Below are 15,105 nucleotides of genomic sequence, written 5' to 3'. Positions count from 1 at the left end.
TCAGGGGGATCTCATGCCAACAGGCTCCGCGCAGCTTGCGCGTGTTCTCAGCATTTCGTCGTCCGCCATGCCGACGCTGGGCGGCGAGCCGGCGTTGGAGCCCATCGCCATCGAGGGCGATGAAGGGCTGAGCCGGCTGTTTCGCTACACCCTGACCCTGGCCACGCCGGAGCAGCCCGGCTACAACGAGCGCCAGGCCGCCAACGTGGCCATCAAGCAACTGGTGGGCGAGGCGCTCACGGCCCATATCGTGCTCGATGGACGTCAGGGCTCGGGCCCGCAGCAGCGCCATATCTCCGGGCTCGTGACGCGCGTGCGCTTCCTGCGCCTGGAGAACCGGCGCGCACTGTACGAAGCGGTGATCGAACCCTGGCTCACCCTGGCCACGCGCACCAGCGACTACCGCATCTTCCAGAACCAGAACGTGCTGGACATCGTGAAGGATATCCTCGGCACGTACGGCTTTGCGTTCGACGTGCGGGCCACCCGCAGCTATCCGCCGCGCGAGTTCCAGGTGCAGTACGGCGAGAGCGACCATGACTTTGTCGCGCGGCTGCTGCACGAGTGGGGCCTGTATTTCTACTTCGAACACGAAGAGGGCCATCACAAGCTGGTCATCGTCGACGACATGGCGTCGCACCAGCCCTTCGCCCATGCGGGCTACCAGCGCATTCCCTTCCATGCGGCCGAAGCCACCGTGCGCGAAGAGCATTGCGACCGCTTCAACGCCTGCGAGGAGCTGCAAAGCGGCCGCTGGGTCACGGACGACTTCGACTTCAAGCGCCCCAAGGCCGAGCTGCAGCAGGTCAGCGCCATGCCGCGCAAGACCGCGCAGAACAGCTGGGAGCGGTACGGTTGGCCGGGCGACTACGTGGTGGAGGCGGAGGGCGAGCAGTTGGTGCGCACGCGCATGGAGGAAACCGGCAGCCGCGGTGAGCGCGCGAGCGGCTCGGGCAACCTCCGTGCGGTGGTGCCGGGGTATCTGCTCGCGCTGGAGCGCCACCCCCACAACGAGTCGAACCGCCAGTACCTGGTGACGGAAGCCCGCCTCCGGCTGCAGGACGTGGGCGACGCCAGTGCGCAGCAGGAGTTCGAGTGCCGCGTCGATTTCGAGGTGATTCCGACCAGCAAGGTGTTCCGGGCGCCGGCACCGACGGTGCCGAGGCCGCGCACCACCGGCCCACAGACGGCGATCGTCACCGGCCCGGCCGGCCGCGAGATCTGGACCGACGAATACGGCCGCGTGAAGCTGAGCTTTCACTGGAACCGCTACTGCACCAAGGACGAGAACAGCTCGTGCTGGGTGCGCGTGTCCTCGCCCTGGGCTGGCACCAACTTCGGCGGCATCCAGATTCCGCGCATCGGCCAGGAGGTGATCGTCGACTTCGAGAACGGCGATCCCGACCGCCCGATCGTGACCGGGCGCGTCTACAACGCCGACAACATGCCGCCGTGGAGCCTGCCCGACAACGCCACGCAAAGCGGCCTGCTCACGCGCAGCAGCGAAGGCGGAAGCACTGAGAACGCCAACGCCCTGCGCTTCGAGGACAGAAAAGGGCAGGAGCAGGTGTGGCTGCATGCGGAGCGCAACCAGGACATCGAGGTCGAGCACGACGAGACCCACTGGGTGGGCCGCGACCGCAGCAAGAAAGTGGGCCGCAACCAGATGGCCACGATCGGCATGGCCTACATGCACAACGTGGGCCTCGCCAAGATGGTGAACATCGGCCTGGCCTATTCCTTCAATGTCGGCATGCTGCGCAACACCGTCGTGGGCATGGTCGACAACACCATGGTCGGCAAGACGCAGACCACCAAGGTCGGCGAGAAGTACCTGCTGTCGGTGGGCGGCGACAAGGGCAGCCACATCGAGATGGATGGCAGGACCATTTCGCTGCGGGTGGGGGCGTCGGTGATCCAGCTCAAGGCCGATGGGTCCATCGCCGTGACTGGCAAGAAGATCAACATCACCGCGCAGGGTGACGACGTGACGCTGAACGGCGAGCACATCTGGCTCAATCCCAAGGGCGGCCAGGCCGCGTTGCAGCCAACGGCGGTACCGACCGCGCCGCCGCCGGAGCCAAGCGGCAGCCCGCTGGCAAGCCTGGGCGCGGTGATGGGCGGCAACCCGGGCGAACTCCTGGGCAAGGCGTCCCAGCTGATGTCGATCGCCCAGCAGGTCGCCGGCTCTGGCGATGGTGCAGGCGGCGGTCTGGCGGCGCAGGTGCTGGGCGTGGCGTCCGCGGCAGTGGCCTCGGACGTTCTCGGCCGCGCCCCGGCGCCCGCCGCAGGCGCCGAAGTCGCGACGGCGAAGGCGGCGCACTGATGAGCGTGCCTTCCGTTCCGCCACCCCGGCTGCAGCAGGTGCGCAATCTCACGTCCTTCGGCCACTTTCAGTACGACAAGATGGGCCCGGGCAAGTGCTTTCACGACATCGTGATCGTGTGTGCGAGCTTCGTGCTTGCGGCGGGCCGGCTGGAAGCGGCGCCGATGCACCGGGGCCCGGTCTTCGCCGATACCGCGTGGGATGCAGTGCAGCCTGTCCTGTCGAGCCTGCGTTCCGCGACCGATCTGGTGCTGGTCAAGCCCGAAGCCGATGTCTTCGTCACGGGCAGCGCACGGGCGCGCGATTGGACGCCGCGGCGCGATTGGCTCGCCACTCTCGAAGTCGCGCGAGGCGACACCCAGCTTCTGAGCAAGTCGCTGCGTCTGACCGGGCCGCGCGCGTGGCATTGGCATGACGATCCGGCGCAGCGCGCGCCGAGCGATCCACAGCCGGTGCTCGAGGTGCCCCTGCGCTACGAACTCGCTTTCGGCGGATGGTGGTTCGACGCTGGCGACGCGCCGGATGCACCGCCGCGCACGGACGCGGCCAACCCCTGCGGCAGCGGGCGCTTCGGATCGGCTTGCCGCGACACCCACCCCCGCGCGCGCTACGACCGCGGCGCTCCCGTGCCCGCCCCCCAGATCGAAGGCGTCGACGCACCGATCGCGCATGGCAACCAGGACGGCCTTGTTCCCGCGGGCTTCGGCCCGATTGCGCGCCACTGGCAGCCCCGCCTGGCGCTCGCGGGCACCTACGACGACGCCTGGCTGCAGCGTCATGCGCAGGCACCCTTCATGGACTACGCCGAGGACTTCGACCCGCGCTTCTTCCAATACGCGCCAGCCGACCAGCGGGTCGCGCAAGGGTTGGTCGGCGACGAGCGGCTGCGCCTCGCGGGCTTTTTCGCGTCGACCGACGCGCTGGAGATGCAGTTGCCCGATGTACGGATCGAGGCGCTCTGCCGCTGCGGCGATGGTTCGGAAAGCAGCGAATCGATGAAGCTCGATACCGTGCATATCGATCTTGACGAGATGCTGGTGCATCTGACCTGGCGGCTCACGCTCGACCAGGCGCGTGACGTCGTCGGCGTGGACCTGCTGTCACGCAATGCCGAGGCCGACCGACGCCGTCACCACGAGGCCACCGAGGGGGCATCCGCATGAGCATGGAAAAGCACATCGCCGATGCAGAGGCGCAATTCATGGTCGTCAATGTCACGCCGGATTTCTGCATCGTCGGCGACCAGGTCGTGCCCTTCGACATCGTTTCCATCCTGCCGCCCGAGAAGGCCGCATACGCCCACTCCGTGTTTGCGCGCAGCGAGAAGGTCCTCATGGTGGAGAGCATCGTCGAAGGTGTGGCTGGGAATGCCGGCAGCGGCGTGCGCTCGGGCGTGTCGCTGGGCGACGGCCATGTGAAGATCATTTCCGGTTCACAGACCGTCTTCGTCGAGAGCCGGGCGGTGGCGCGCCACGGCGATCTTTGCGAGATGAACGGGGCAAGTTGATGGCGGAGGCACCTTTCAACGGCAACGGGACCATCGGTCGACTGCAAACGCGCCAGATACCGACGCCCAAGATGCTTCGAAAGAAGGATTGCGAAAGAATCTGGAGTGACGTTCGCGAAGCTGAAAAAGCGATGGGTTGGCTGCAGTGGATCGCGACAAAAGACGAATCCTGGCGAAATCCATTTGTGATCAACGCGCAATACCAGGAATGCAAGCAATGGCCGGATCAACTGGAAGAGGAGAAATACACTCGCGCTCGCGATCGATTGATGGCATACGATCGAGGCGAATTGAGCATGAGCGCCGAAGACGCGATTCGCTTGCGGGGCGCAGTGAACAAGGTCCAAGGGCTGTATCAGGTGAGTGCACCTTACCGAACCGATCCTGCCAATTACATGAGCGAGCCGGAGAAGGAGTATTTTCGAAGATTTGGAAACAACATCGGCATGGGCGTATCGCTCGCCAGTATTCCAGGTGTATTGATTGCACGCTGGTTCGATGCAAATGAAACAGTCGCGGGTCAAGCAGGCCAGATGACCTCGGGACTCCTGGGGGCCGCCGGTTCGGCGGTGATTGCAAAAGGGCAATATCAACCCGTGCTGCGTCAATCGCCACCGCGGATGCAACAAGACCCGTTGCCAGGCAATGTTGGCAAGCCGGCGGGAGCATCGAAAACGCCTCTTCCTCCCGAGGAAGTCACTCCATCCCCTCCATCAAAATCGGCAAAAAGTGGAACCGTTGTCGCCCGCCCGCCTCCGGCTTTGCCGATTTCCCGGCAAAAGCAAAACGGGCATGTAAAAGGGACACCTCAAAATACAAATCGGATCAAGCAAGGAAAGCCAACCTCGACATTCTCCGGAGATGCGGCCGAGGCAGATCGGCTTACCCAGGAGGCCTGGCAAAAGGGTACACCGGTTCCGGGGCGTCCTGGGGTCAGGGATTACGATTTCTTGCAACCCATTGGAACAGGCCCCAAAGGCGGAGGACAGTCCATTGTCCGCGTCCATCAAGATGCCAGTGGTAATATTCATGGGCACCCTGCCGGACCGGAAACGCCTTGAGCATTGAAAGCAAATCATGGAAGATTTTTATCCTGACATCGAGCGGGCAATAAAGAAAAAATACAAGAATCTGGAAAATCCCGAATATTTCTTCCTTTCGAATGAAGAGGAAAAAGAGAACTACGACGGGCTTCTGGATTTCTTCAGGGCCCAGGGATTTGTTGTATTCGACGATACGGATTTCAATGTTGACGTCTCATTGCATTGTCGCTTGTGCAAGACCGAAGAGACATACATCCTCAGATTGTCATTCATCGGTCGATTTGCGGTTCTTGCAAAGATCGATGCCGACCAGATCCTGTTGATCGATGGGGCGGAGACGTCCGATCGGTTGGCATCTGAAATATTGGATGTGCTGAAGAAATTCGGCGTTCGGTGTTTGAGCGAAGAGATGATTTCAAGATCGTATCCAATTTCTCTCATTGATCTGGAGGAAGGGGGTGCGACGATATTCAACGCTCTTTTTTCCACCGACAACTATCGCGGGCAAGTTAAATAATCCGCAGGCACTCGAGGAATTGACTGGCGCGCGTCGTATTTCTTGCCGCGATAGTCACTTTGAGCTGAGCGAAATTGTCCATGGTGTCTCCTGATGTCATGAATTGGAACGTCGCGGACCAGTCTACGAGTCGCAGTTGCTGGCGACGATTGTTCTTGGGGCACATCAGCTATTCCACGGGAGACATAGCGCAACGCGTGCGCCCAAAGATCGCTGGGACGCTCGTCCGGCTCGTCCTTGACATCAAGCGGTGCCCTTCCTTTGCCAAGCATGCTTGCCGCTCACGATCTGGCAGACCGGTGGGGAACCCAGACCAAAAGGAATGCTGATTCGAGGTGAACCCGGTGGGATCGGAGCGAAGTGCGTGATGCATCAATGGATGCTGTCAGTCCGATGCATCGACGCAATCGCGATGCCTATTTCCGCCTTGAGGAGGATTTTTCGTGCGCGATCGCCGAGGCGCCCTCGCTGGTGATCGCGTCCACATGCGCTACTTCCAGCGCGAGTCTTTTTGCCTTGCCTTGAACCTCAAGAGTCATTTCGATCATGCCGCTTGCAACCAGCCGCTTTGCCGCAGCGACATCTGCCGACAGCGTGAGCCACCGGGGGGGCGTCATGCGTCCGATCCTCATCAGTAATTGAATGTCCATGGTGAGTCCTTTCGGATCGGAGAACGACGAAGGGCCGGTCAGGGCAGGGGGTGACGCGGCAGGCAGATGGTGAAGACGCAACCGACGCCCGGCACGTCGCGAACGGTCAGGGTGCCGAAGTCCGCCTCAACGCTTTGGCGGGCGATGGAAAGACCCAGGCCCAATCCCGACCTGTCGTGACTGTGCTGATTGAAGGGGGCGAACATTTTGGCGGCGATTCCCGGTGGCAGCCCTCCGCAGCGATCTTCGACTTCGATCAGGACGTGCTCGCCACGCTCATAGGCCCTCAAGGCGACATCGGTGTGCGGGTGCGTGAACTTGAACGCGTTTTGCAAGAGGTTCGCCAATGCGGCGAGCAGCAGCTCGCGGTTTCCCCGGATGGCCAGGCGGGAGTCGACGGTCGGCACCTCCAAGACGCAACCTGCGGCGCCTGCAACGAGCCGGGCCGCGGTTTCGGCGTCCTTGATGAACAAGGCCAAAGAAAATGTCTGCCGCTGTTCGGCGGCGCCGCTGCGCACCTCGGCGAGCGCCCGGCTGATCAGGGCACCCATTGCCGACAGGCTGCGTTTCAGCACGGCCCCGGTGGCGCCGCCCACCGTCATGTTGCCGAGTTCAAGCGCGTGAATCGCCAGGGTTGCTGTCCCAAGGGAGTTGCGCAGCTCGTGGACCAGGAACCCGAAACGCTCTGTCGCGTCGAGGCTGTGCTGACGGGCGATTTGCGAATCCCGCTGGAAGCTGAACTCGGTGACCGCATCCGCAATGGCGTTGTCCAGGCACCGGTTCAAGGTCCGGAATTCTCCGACCGCGAAGGGGGCATCGCGTTCGAAGGCCAGGTCCGTGATCGCCTGGCAAAGGTCGCCATAGTCGTGAACGACCTGGTCAACCGTGTACCCCAAATTCAGCAACTCCTTGCCATGGGCTGTTGCGGACACCCCCATCTCCGACAAGGTCAGCGAGTCCCCGCCCGATGGCCCCGAGATCCTGATGCTGTCGGCGGGTTTGTCGTCTTCTTCGGCCGCAAGGGTTCTTATCAGCTGCTCGAGGAACAACGGGATGCCGTTCGCCAACTGATGTTCAGTGGCGGCCCGCCGGGGCCGCAGTGCAACTTTCGACTTGCACCGTGAAACCAGCTCCTCCCGGTTGTTTGTAAGAAAGTTGCGCATGTTCCGAGACCTCGATGGCTTGCGCCTGGTTCATTCAATGAATGCCGCCTGCTTCCACTTGGAAGGCGTAGCGCCATCGTTAGCTGCTCGGGGGAGCTTTGTCTGTGCGGCGTCGTACATACGTGCCGCATGCGGAAGTAGCCCGCGTCTTTGTGCGGCAGCGCACAGACGGCGAGGTATCGGCGGCAAAATGATGGGCACTTTGGAGTCTTCTTTCGCATGGCATCGACCCCGCCCTCATCTTCTTCGCGTGCAGCCGTGGCGCGCAACAGCCTCCTGGAGGTGATGCCGCCGGAGGTGCTGACGGGCCTGATGCCGCTCCTTGAACTGGTGCCGCTCAAGCTTGGCGAGGTGCTTTACGAATTGGGCGTGGTACAGCAGTACGTGTATTTCCCGACCGATTGCATCGTCTCGCTGCTGTACGTGCTGGAAAACGGGCAATCGGCCGAAATCGCCGTCGTCGGATTCGAGGGCATGGTCGGCGTTTCGCTGCTGATGGGCGGGGGCAGTACGCCCAACCGCGCCGTGGTGCAAAGCGCGGGACACGCGTTCCGCCTGAGCGCCAGCCACATCAAGCAGCTGACGGACAACGGCGGCCCCCTGCTGCATCTGCTGCTGCGTTACACCCAGTCGCTCATCACCCAGATGTCACAGACGGCGGTCTGCAACCGGCACCACTCGCTGGAACAGCAGCTGTGCCGCTGGCTGCTGCTGAGCCTCGACAGGTTGCCCGGCAACGAGCTGGTGATGACCCAGGAACTGATCGCCAACATGCTCGGCGTGCGGCGCGAAGGGGTGACGGAGGCGGCCGGCAAGCTGCAGCGCCTGAACCTGATCAAGTACGCGCGGGGTCACATCACGGTGCTGAACCGCCCGGGGCTGGAGAAGCAGGTGTGCGAGTGCTATGAGGTCGTGAAGCGTGAAACGGATCGCCTGCTACCCCGTCAGCCCGCAACCTGAGACAGCGGCGATCGCGCCGCGGTCGGTGCGCCTGCGCACAGACGCGAGAGGAGCCCTCGGCAACAATGCGCTCGGTTGCGCATTTCCGCGCTGATTCTTCCCAACAGGCGGTTCCGTGACATCAGCCCCGCCCCGTCCCATCTTCAATCGCCTGCTCGAGGCGCTGCCGCCCGTGGACCGCGCGCATCTGCTCGAGCGCTGCGACAGCGTGCAGCTGGCCACGGCGCAGATCCTCTACGAGCCGGGCGATGTCATCCATCACATCCATTTCCCCACGAGCGCGTTCGTCTCGCTGGTGTCGACCGCGGACGGCCACGATGGCCTCCAGACGGGGATGGTGGGCAACGAGGGCGCCCTGGGCTACGAGCTGTCGCTGGACGTGCAGAGCGCGCCGCTGCGGGCGCTGGTGCAGGGCAGCGGCATGGCCTGGCGCCTGACGGCGCAATCGTTCGCCCAGGAGCTGGAGCAGAACTCGAAGCTCAAGCGCATCCTCAATCGCTACGTCTGCGTGCTCCTGATGGAGTTCGGCCGCTCGGGCCTGTGCAACCGCTTCCACCAGATCGAGGAGCGGCTGGCGCGCTGGCTGCTGACCACACAGGACTGCGCGCATTCGACGCACCTGGCGCTCACGCATGAAGTGCTGGGCCGCATGCTGGGCGTGCGCCGGGTCGGCATCACCAATGCGGCAACGGCCCTGCACACGCGCCGGCTGATCGACTATCGACGGGGCGTCATCACGATCACGGACCGCGAGGGGCTGGAGAACGCGGCGTGCGATTGCTACCGGGCCAATCGGCGCAGCTACGCGCATCTGATCGCATAGCTGCCGGTCGGCTGGCACTCGTCCATGTGCAGAAATGCGTTCCTAAGCAATCAGCGCAACGTTGTTGATCTCGAACGAGTCGAGATTCTGAGATGCACGGGCTCATCGAACCCTACAAGGCCGTCGACTGGCGCTCGATGATTCGAAAACCTACGTCAACGACGGGCCGTTCGATGGTCGCTCCGCGGCACCGGTCGATGATCAGCTGTGCCGCGAGCCGTCCGATCTCCGGACCATCGACGTGGATCGTCGAGATCGACGGCACCATGTGGGCCGAAAAGTCCGCATTGCCGAAACCGAAGACCGCAAGATCCTGCGGCACCCGCAGGCCCCGCGCCTGCGCCTCGACCAGAACGCCATGCGCCAGTTGGTCCGAGCTGCAGCAAACCGCCTGCAGCGCCGGATCCTGCTGCAGCAGTTGCGCGAGTGCCTGCCTGCCGAGCTCCAGGCTGCTGGGCGCGGGCACGATCGCTGTGGAGACGTCGTGTCCAAGAGTCGCCAGGAACCCCTCGCGACGCTGCATGGCGCGGTGGTCGTTGCCAGTCGCAATGCCCAGATGTTTCCATCCCTTGGACAGAAAGTAGCCCGCGACGGCGCTGCCCACCTTCAGGTGCGAGAAGCCGACCAGCATGTCGACCGGACGATCGCTCAAGTCCCAGGTTTCCACCACCGGGATGTTCGCGCGGCGCAGCCGATCCCGCGCCTTCTGGGATCGGACCAGGCCCGTCATGACGATGCCATCGGGCTGACGACTGATCATCGTGTGCAGCACGGCCTCTTCTTGCTCGGCGTCGTAATTCGTCTGCCCCAGGATCAGCTGGTACCCGGCCCCTGCCAAGGTGGTCGTGAGCATCTGCACGGTCGGCAGGAACTGCTGCACCGAGAGCGCCGGCACGATGCCCGCGACCATCAGGCTGCGCTTGGATTTGAGGCTTCCTGCGAGCAGATTGGGGATGTATCCGGTGGCCTCCACGGCTTGCTGCACGCGTGCAATCGTCTTGTCCGAAACCACGCCGGGATTGCTGAGCGCGCGCGAGGCGGTGATGAGCGAGACACCCGCCTCGCGAGCGACGTCGTGAAGCGTTGCGGCCTTGAGGGGGAGGGGGGCGTTCATCGAGAAGCGATCTGAAACAGGTATGACAACGTTAGCATGATTCACGCCACAGGGAATACCCGGGATAAGGCCGATTGACTGCATGAAATGACAACGATATCATTTGAGCGGCTCGACGATTCCAGCCGTCACACGCAAGGTGGAAGGTCGAGCAGCGGCACAACCAGGCAGCTGGAATTCCAAACATCGCCGCAAATGATAACGTTACCATTTCATCCAACCATGCTGGAGACACCGGTGAAGAAAATCCTGACTGCATTCGCCCTCGGGCTGACCGCCTGGGCCGCCAGCGCCCAAGACTGGCCGCAAAAATCCGTGACCATGGTCGTTCCCTTTCCGCCCGGCGGATCCACCGACCAAGTGGCGCGGGCCATCGGTCCCCGCCTCACAGAGAAGTTCAAGCAATCCTTCCTCGTCGACAACAAGGCCGGCGCGACCGGCACGATCGGTGCGACCTTCGTCAAGCGCGCGGCGCCGGACGGATATACGTTCCTTGTCACCTCGCTCGGCCCGCTCGTCATCGTGCCGCACCTTGTCAAGGGCCTGCAGTACGACGCACTGAACGACTTCGACCTGATCACGGTGGCCGTCGCGTCACCCAATATCCTGGTGGTGCCGACCAGCTCGCCGCACAAGAGCGTGGCCGACGTGATCGCGTACGAAAAGGCCAACCCCGGCAAGATGACCTTCGCCTCGGCCGGCAACGGCTCGAGCGATCACCTGACCGCCGAACTCTTCTGGCAGCAAAGCGGCACGACTGGCATCCACGTTCCCTACAAAGGCGGCGCGCCCGCGCACACCGACCTGATGGGCGGCCAGGTCGATGCGTCGTTCCAGAACGTCAACGCGGTGGCGCAATACATCAAGGGCGGAAAGATGCGCGCGCTTGCCATCACCAGCCCGAAGCGCTCGCCCATCTTCCCGGACGTGCCCACCCTGGCGGAAGCCGGCGTCAAGAACGTCGAGGTCGCCTCGTGGCAAGCGATCGTCGCGCCGAAGGGACTGCCGCCTGCGGTGCGTGAGAAGGCGCATGCAGCGTTCGTCGAAGCACTGAACGATCCGAAGGTGAAGGATCAATTCACATCGATCGGCTTCGAGATGGTCGCCAACACGCCGGCCCAGTTCGCGGAGTTCCAGCAGAAGGAATACGCCCGCTGGAAGAAGGTGATCGAGGCCGGAAAGATCACGATCGATTGAGCAGCCAACCATGACCACTTCCCCTTCCGCAGCGGGCGACCGCATCGCCTGGATTCGCGTGTCCTCCTGCTACCTCCCGCTCGCCAATCCGATCAGTGATGCCAAGGTGCTCACCGGCCGCCAGAAGCCGATGACCGAGATCGCGATGCTGTTCGCCGAGATCGAGACCCGGGACGGCCACCGCGGTCTCGGCTTCAGCTACTCCAAGCGTGCAGGCGGCCCCGGCCAGTTCGCACATGCCAAGGAGATCGCACCCGCCTTGATTGGCGAGGACCCGAGCGACATTTCCAGGCTGTGGACCAAGCTCTGCTGGGCGGGCGCATCGGTCGGGCGCAGCGGCATGGCGGTACAGGCGATCGGCGCCTTCGACGTGGCCCTCTACGACCTGAAGGCGCGGCGTGCCGGCCTGTCGCTCTCGAAGCTCCTGGGCTCGCAGCGGGATTCGGTCCAGTGCTACAACACCTCGGGCGGCTTCCTGCACACACCGCTGGATCAGCTCCTTGTCAACGCCGCGGCCTCGCGCGAGCGCGGCATCGGCGGCATCAAGCTCAAGGTCGGCCAGCCCGATCGCGCGCTCGACATCCAGCGTGTCGAAGCTGTGCGCAAGCACCTGGGCGATGACATGCCGCTGATGGTCGACGCCAACCAGCAATGGGACAGGCCGACCGCACAGCGCATGTGCCGCATCTTCGAGCAGTTCAATCTGATCTGGATCGAGGAGCCGCTCGACGCCTACGACTTCGAAGGCCACGCTGCGCTGGCGGCCGCGTTCGACACACCCATCGCCACGGGCGAGATGCTGACGAGCGCAGCGGAACACGGGGAGCTGATCCGCCACCGCGCCGCCGACTACCTGATGCCCGATGCGCCTCGCGTGGGCGGCATCACGCCCTTCCTCAAGATCGCGGGGCAGGCCGAGCAGGCGGGCCTGAGCCTCGGCCCGCATTTTGCGATGGAGCTCCATGTGCACCTCGGCGCCGTCTACGCGACCGAACCATGGGTCGAGCACTTCGACTGGCTGGAGCCGCTCTTCAACGAGCGTCTCGAGATCAAGGATGGCCGCATGCTGGTGCCGACGCGGCCGGGTCTGGGTCTCAGCCTCAGCGAGCAGGCCAAGGGCTGGACGCGCGAAGAAGTGGAAATCGGCAAGCGGGCATAGCAGGAGGACCCATCATGGCTGAATCAGTTGCCCAGGCTCCGCTCTGCATCACCATGCACGAGCGCGACAACGTCGCCATCGTGGCCAATGACGGCGGCCTGAAGGCCGGCGCCACCTTTGCCGACGGCCTCGTGCTGGTCGACAACGTGCCGCAGGGCCACAAGGTCTCGCTGACCGACCTGGCCGAAGGCGACGCCGTCATCCGCTACAACGTGCCGATCGGCTACGCGCTGAAGGCCATCCCGCGCGGCAGCTGGGTGCACGAGCGCCTGCTGCAGATGCCCGCCGCGCGCGAGCTCGAAGGCCTGCCGATCGCCACCGTCAAGCCCCCCGCCCAGCCGCCTCTGGAGGGCTACACCTTCGAGGGCTACCGCAACCTCGACGGATCGGTCGGCACGCGCAACATCCTCGCGATCACCCAGACCGTGCAGTGCGTGGCGGGCGTGGTCGATTTCGCGGTCCAGCGCATCAAGGCCGAGCTGCTGCCCAAGTACCCCCATGTCGACGACGTGGTGGGCCTCTCCCACAGCTACGGCTGCGGCGTGGCCATCGATGCGCCCGACGCGGTCATCCCGATCCGCACCCTGCGCAACATCAGCCTCAACCCGAACTTCGGCGGCGAGGTGATGGTCATCAGCCTGGGCTGCGAGAAGCTGCAGCCCGAGCGCCTGCTGCCGCCGGGCAGCATCCCACTGGTGGACGAGCGCAACGTGGCCGACGTCGGCACCAGCGCTGACAGCAAGCTCGACGTGGTGTGCCTGCAGGACGACGCGCACGTCGGCTTCATGTCGATGATCGACTCGATCCTGCGCCAGGCCGAAGAGCACCTGGAGCGGCTCAACGCCCGCCGGCGCGAGACCGTGCCCGCCAGCGAACTCGTGGTGGGCGTGCAGTGCGGCGGCAGCGACGCCTTCTCGGGCGTCACCGCCAATCCGGCCGTGGGCTTCTGCACCGACCTGCTGGTGCGCGCCGGCGCCACCGTGATGTTCTCGGAGGTGACCGAGGTGCGCGACGGCATCGACCAGCTCACCTCGCGCGCGACCACGCCCGAGGTGGCCGAGGCCATGATCCGCGAGATGGCCTGGTACGACGCCTACCTGGACCGCGGCCGCGTCGACCGCAGCGCCAACACCACGCCGGGCAACAAGAAGGGCGGGCTCTCGAACATCGTCGAAAAAGCCATGGGCTCGATCGTCAAGAGCGGCAGCGCGCCGATCTCGGGCGTGGTGTCCCCGGGCGAGAAGGCCCGGCAGAAAGGCCTGCTCTATGCCGCCACGCCCGCCAGCGACTTCATCTGCGGCACGCTGCAGCTGGCCGCCGGCATGAACCTGCATGTGTTCACCACCGGCCGCGGCACGCCCTACGGCCTGGCCGAGGTGCCGGTGATCAAGGTGGCCACGCGCAGCGACCTGGCGCGCCGCTGGCACGACCTGATGGACGTGAACGCGGGCCGCATTGCCGACGGCGACGCCACCATCGAGGACGTGGGCTGGGAGATGTTCCGCCTGATGCTCGAGGTGGCCAGCGGCAGGAAGAAGACCTGGGCCGAACAGTGGAAGCTGCACAACGCGCTGGTGCTGTTCAACCCGGCACCCGTGACCTGACGTTGGTGCTTGGCGCCGCGGTCCCGGGTGGGCGGCCAGGAGGACATGATCGTGGACGTGGCGCTCGACCTGCTTGACCGGGTCGTGCAGGACCGGCTCAAGTAGCCGAATCCCTCTCAGGCAGCAACGCCTGCAACACGAAACGTGTGGGGCCGCTGGCGCCTCGGTCACTGACCGCGAGACCCAGCTGCCGCGATAGAGCCGGGCTGAGCGGGCGGACGGCGATGCGAGGATCGTGCGCAGGCTCGTGCGATTCCTCCGGCAGCAAGGCCGCTCCGTAGCCGGCGGCGACCAGCGTCCTGATCGCATCGTTGTAGTTGAGCTCGATGCGCGGCCGGCAATGGACACCCGCCGTGGAGAACCATTCCGCGGTCAGCCGGTAAAGACGTGTAGAGGAGTCGTTCATGATCAGCGGTCGCTGGGCCAGCCACTGCGGGGTAAGCCGCTTGGGTGCTTTCCAGGCCGCCGGCAGAAAGGCGATGACCGCCTCGCGCCGCAGGGGCGTGACATGAATGCCGCGCACAGGTGCCTGCGGCAGCGCCACGACCGCCAGGTCCAGGCTACCTGCGGCGAGCCGGGCCATGCTGTCGTTGGAGGTCAGCACCTGCACGTTCACGTCGATGCCGGGATGGTTTCGGGCAAGACGTTCGAGCGCGGGCGGCAGCAGGTGCGCAATGGCGCCCGTCGAGGCACCCACTCGCACGCGGCCCGTTTGGCCGGCGAGTTGACGTCGAACGTCCTCCACCGCGTCGTCCGCGTCCGCCAGCAGCCTGCGGGCACGCGCGATGAACCGCTCTCCCAGGGCGGTCGCTTGCGCAGGCCCCCGCCCGCGAACGAGCAACTGGCCACCCAAGCGCGACTCCAGTTCCGCGATCTGAACGGTGACGGTGGGCGCCGCCAGGTGAAGGGCGCGCGCGGCATTGGCCAGGGACCCGAGGTCGGCAATGGCGACCAGGGTGCGCAGATGGTCAAGGCTCAGTTCCCGCATATCGCTAATTTAACTTTTCTTAATCCTGGGTTCCGTATATTTAGCTGGAGCCAT

At 64.4% G+C, this 15,105-nt stretch carries 15 protein-coding genes; 11 read left to right on the top strand and 4 right to left on the bottom strand.

The window, feature by feature from the left end:
- The first annotated feature begins 13 nt into the window (after nucleotides 1-13).
- From ACAM55_RS25940 to ACAM55_RS25920, 5 genes are all read left to right on the top strand, one after another.
- Entirely contained in the window at nucleotides 14-2,326 is a 2,313-nt protein-coding gene (locus tag ACAM55_RS25940; protein WP_369657134.1) for a type VI secretion system Vgr family protein, read from the top strand.
- Nucleotides 2,326-3,489 (top strand): DUF2169 domain-containing protein, encoded by a 1,164-nt coding sequence (locus ACAM55_RS25935; RefSeq protein ID WP_369657133.1) that lies wholly within the window; start codon nucleotides 2,326-2,328, stop codon nucleotides 3,487-3,489. The genes ACAM55_RS25940 and ACAM55_RS25935 overlap by 1 nt, the downstream gene beginning before the upstream one ends.
- Entirely contained in the window at nucleotides 3,486-3,833 is a 348-nt protein-coding gene (locus ACAM55_RS25930; RefSeq protein ID WP_369657132.1) for a PAAR-like domain-containing protein, read from the top strand. Before ACAM55_RS25935 ends, ACAM55_RS25930 begins: the two co-directional genes overlap by 4 nt.
- A 71-nt stretch (nucleotides 3,834-3,904) precedes the next feature.
- Complete coding sequence (locus tag ACAM55_RS25925) at nucleotides 3,905-4,894, top strand: hypothetical protein (RefSeq protein WP_369657131.1); 990 nt, start codon at nucleotides 3,905-3,907, stop codon at nucleotides 4,892-4,894.
- 16 nt (nucleotides 4,895-4,910) lie between these two features.
- Nucleotides 4,911-5,393, top strand: a complete 483-nt coding sequence (locus ACAM55_RS25920) for a hypothetical protein (protein ID WP_369657130.1) — start codon at nucleotides 4,911-4,913, stop codon at nucleotides 5,391-5,393.
- Nucleotides 5,394-5,809: 416 nt separating this feature from the next.
- Here ACAM55_RS25920 and ACAM55_RS25915 read toward each other — a convergent pair whose 3' ends face one another.
- Nucleotides 5,810-6,043 carry a hypothetical protein gene (locus ACAM55_RS25915; RefSeq protein ID WP_369657129.1) on the bottom strand — a complete coding sequence of 78 codons (234 nt, stop codon included), beginning with the start codon at nucleotides 6,041-6,043 and terminating at the stop codon, nucleotides 5,810-5,812.
- 38 nt (nucleotides 6,044-6,081) lie between these two features.
- Entirely contained in the window at nucleotides 6,082-7,206 is a 1,125-nt protein-coding gene (locus tag ACAM55_RS25910; protein WP_369657128.1) for a sensor histidine kinase, read from the bottom strand.
- A 219-nt stretch (nucleotides 7,207-7,425) separates the two neighbouring features.
- Here ACAM55_RS25910 and ACAM55_RS25905 point away from each other — a divergent pair, with 219 nt between their 5' ends.
- Together ACAM55_RS25905 and ACAM55_RS25900 are read left to right on the top strand one after the other, a co-directional pair.
- Nucleotides 7,426-8,166: a Crp/Fnr family transcriptional regulator gene (locus ACAM55_RS25905; protein WP_369657127.1), complete on the top strand. Its 741-nt coding sequence runs from the start codon at nucleotides 7,426-7,428 to the stop codon at nucleotides 8,164-8,166.
- A 115-nt stretch (nucleotides 8,167-8,281) separates the two neighbouring features.
- The gene (locus tag ACAM55_RS25900; protein WP_369657126.1) at nucleotides 8,282-8,989 is read left to right on the top strand and encodes a Crp/Fnr family transcriptional regulator; all 708 of its coding nucleotides are present in this window, start codon (nucleotides 8,282-8,284) and stop codon (nucleotides 8,987-8,989) included.
- A 112-nt stretch (nucleotides 8,990-9,101) separates the two neighbouring features.
- Here ACAM55_RS25900 and ACAM55_RS25895 read toward each other — a convergent pair whose 3' ends face one another.
- Nucleotides 9,102-10,103 carry a LacI family DNA-binding transcriptional regulator gene (locus ACAM55_RS25895; protein ID WP_369657479.1) on the bottom strand — a complete coding sequence of 334 codons (1,002 nt, stop codon included), beginning with the start codon at nucleotides 10,101-10,103 and terminating at the stop codon, nucleotides 9,102-9,104.
- Between the two features lie 222 nt (nucleotides 10,104-10,325).
- Between ACAM55_RS25895 and ACAM55_RS25890 the strand changes: the two genes are divergently transcribed.
- From ACAM55_RS25890 to ACAM55_RS25875, 4 genes are read left to right on the top strand one after another with little or no spacing between them, the layout of a single operon-like run.
- A complete protein-coding gene (locus ACAM55_RS25890) occupies nucleotides 10,326-11,300 on the top strand; it encodes a Bug family tripartite tricarboxylate transporter substrate binding protein (protein WP_369657478.1) in 975 nt (324 codons plus the stop codon).
- A gap of 10 nt (nucleotides 11,301-11,310) precedes the next feature.
- Complete coding sequence (locus ACAM55_RS25885) at nucleotides 11,311-12,459, top strand: mandelate racemase/muconate lactonizing enzyme family protein (RefSeq protein WP_369657125.1); 1,149 nt, start codon at nucleotides 11,311-11,313, stop codon at nucleotides 12,457-12,459.
- Between the two features lie 14 nt (nucleotides 12,460-12,473).
- Entirely contained in the window at nucleotides 12,474-14,063 is a 1,590-nt protein-coding gene (garD, locus tag ACAM55_RS25880; protein WP_369657124.1) for a galactarate dehydratase, read from the top strand.
- Between the two features lie 27 nt (nucleotides 14,064-14,090).
- Entirely contained in the window at nucleotides 14,091-14,168 is a 78-nt protein-coding gene (locus ACAM55_RS25875; protein WP_369657477.1) for a hypothetical protein, read from the top strand.
- On the opposite strand, the gene ACAM55_RS25870 is transcribed toward ACAM55_RS25875, so the two are convergent.
- Nucleotides 14,161-15,051: a LysR family transcriptional regulator gene (locus tag ACAM55_RS25870; RefSeq protein ID WP_369657123.1), complete on the bottom strand. Its 891-nt coding sequence runs from the start codon at nucleotides 15,049-15,051 to the stop codon at nucleotides 14,161-14,163. The genes ACAM55_RS25875 and ACAM55_RS25870 overlap by 8 nt on opposite strands.
- Nucleotides 15,052-15,105: the final 54 nt, after the last annotated feature.

It is taken from the genome of Variovorax sp. V213 (genome assembly GCF_041154455.1).
Lineage (GTDB): Bacteria > Pseudomonadota > Gammaproteobacteria > Burkholderiales > Burkholderiaceae_C > Variovorax.
Note: the sequence above shows the minus strand (reverse complement) of the source record. Positions and strands in the feature narration are given on the sequence as shown.

Coding starts and splice junctions, on each gene's coding strand:
- ACAM55_RS25890 (WP_369657478.1), top strand. CDS start 10,326: ATGCTGGAGACACCGGTGAAGAAAATCCTGACTGCATTCGCCCTCGGG.
- ACAM55_RS25925 (WP_369657131.1), top strand. CDS start 3,905: ATGCTTCGAAAGAAGGATTGCGAAAGAATCTGGAGTGACGTTCGCGAA.
- ACAM55_RS25930 (WP_369657132.1), top strand. CDS start 3,486: ATGAGCATGGAAAAGCACATCGCCGATGCAGAGGCGCAATTCATGGTC.
- garD (WP_369657124.1), top strand. CDS start 12,474: ATGGCTGAATCAGTTGCCCAGGCTCCGCTCTGCATCACCATGCACGAG.
- ACAM55_RS25870 (WP_369657123.1), bottom strand. CDS start 15,051: ATGCGGGAACTGAGCCTTGACCATCTGCGCACCCTGGTCGCCATTGCC.
- ACAM55_RS25910 (WP_369657128.1), bottom strand. CDS start 7,206: ATGCGCAACTTTCTTACAAACAACCGGGAGGAGCTGGTTTCACGGTGC.
- ACAM55_RS25940 (WP_369657134.1), top strand. CDS start 14: ATGCCAACAGGCTCCGCGCAGCTTGCGCGTGTTCTCAGCATTTCGTCG.
- ACAM55_RS25895 (WP_369657479.1), bottom strand. CDS start 10,103: ATGAACGCCCCCCTCCCCCTCAAGGCCGCAACGCTTCACGACGTCGCT.
- ACAM55_RS25905 (WP_369657127.1), top strand. CDS start 7,426: ATGGCATCGACCCCGCCCTCATCTTCTTCGCGTGCAGCCGTGGCGCGC.
- ACAM55_RS25885 (WP_369657125.1), top strand. CDS start 11,311: ATGACCACTTCCCCTTCCGCAGCGGGCGACCGCATCGCCTGGATTCGC.
- ACAM55_RS25935 (WP_369657133.1), top strand. CDS start 2,326: ATGAGCGTGCCTTCCGTTCCGCCACCCCGGCTGCAGCAGGTGCGCAAT.
- ACAM55_RS25920 (WP_369657130.1), top strand. CDS start 4,911: ATGGAAGATTTTTATCCTGACATCGAGCGGGCAATAAAGAAAAAATAC.
- ACAM55_RS25915 (WP_369657129.1), bottom strand. CDS start 6,043: ATGGACATTCAATTACTGATGAGGATCGGACGCATGACGCCCCCCCGG.